The 1,270-nt window shown below is 64.3% G+C and carries 1 protein-coding gene; it reads left to right on the top strand.

Translation table 11 applies throughout. The features are described 5' to 3' along the window. The coding region (locus ACQKPZ_RS28200) for an aldehyde dehydrogenase (protein ID WP_427544570.1) at positions 1 to 1,270 on the top strand (1,270 nt) is incomplete at both ends.

The following is a 1,270-nucleotide window of genomic DNA, read 5'->3' as shown; positions in this document are numbered from 1 at the left end:
GGGAACAACGTGCCCAGCAACTGAAGATCGAAGGCCGTGCCTTCATCAACGGCGAATACACCGATGCCGCATCCGGTGAAACCTTCGAGTGCCTGAGCCCGGTCGACGGACGCTTCCTGGCCAAGGTTGCCAGCTGCGACCTGGCCGATGCCAACCGCGCAGTGGAAAACGCCCGCGCCACCTTCAACGCTGGCGTGTGGTCGCAACTGGCCCCGGCCAAGCGCAAGGCCAAGCTGATCCGCTTCGCCGACCTGCTGCGCAAGAACGTCGAAGAGCTGGCGCTGCTGGAAACCCTGGACATGGGCAAGCCGATCGGCGACTCCTCCAGCATCGACGTGCCGGGTGCGGCGCAAGCCATTCACTGGACCGCCGAAGCCATCGACAAGGTCTACGACGAAGTCGCCCCGACCCCGCACGACCAGCTTGGCCTGGTTACCCGTGAGCCGGTGGGCGTGGTGGGTGCCATCGTACCGTGGAACTTCCCGCTGCTGATGGCCTGCTGGAAAATCGCCCCGGCCCTGGCTACCGGCAACTCGCTGGTGCTCAAGCCGTCCGAAAAATCCCCGCTGACTGCCATCCGCATCGCCCAGCTGGCGATCGAAGCCGGTATCCCGGCTGGCGTGCTGAACGTGCTGCCAGGCTATGGCCATACCGTGGGCAAGGCCCTGGCCCTGCACATGGACGTCGACACCCTGGTGTTCACCGGTTCCACCAAGATCGCCAAGCAGTTGATGGTGTACGCCGGCGAATCGAACATGAAGCGCATCTGGCTGGAAGCCGGTGGCAAGAGCCCGAACATCGTCTTTGCCGACGCCCCGGACTTGCAAGCTGCCGCTGAAGCTGCTGCCAGCGCCATCGCCTTCAACCAGGGCGAAGTGTGCACCGCCGGTTCGCGTCTGCTGGTCGAGCGTTCGATCAAGGACAAGTTCCTGCCGATGGTGGTCGAGGCCCTGAAAGGCTGGAAGCCCGGTAACCCGCTGGACCCACAGACCACCGTGGGTGCCCTGGTCGATACCCAGCAGATGAACACCGTGCTGTCGTACATCGAGGCTGGCCACAAGGACGGCGCCAAGCTGCTGGCCGGCGGCAAGCGCACGCTGGAAGAGACTGGCGGGACCTACGTCGAGCCGACCATCTTTGACGGCGTGACCAACGCCATGAAGATTGCCCAGGAAGAGATCTTCGGCCCAGTGCTGTCGGTGATCGCCTTCGACACCGCCGAAGAAGCCATCGCCATTGCCAACGACACGCCGTATGGCCTGGCCGCTGG

The sequence above is a fragment of the Pseudomonas sp. NPDC089547 genome (assembly GCF_050280665.1).
In the GTDB taxonomy this organism is placed as follows: Bacteria; Pseudomonadota; Gammaproteobacteria; order Pseudomonadales; family Pseudomonadaceae; genus Aquipseudomonas.
The sequence above is the reverse complement of the archived record's forward strand: the minus strand, read 5'-3'. Positions and strand labels throughout refer to the sequence as shown.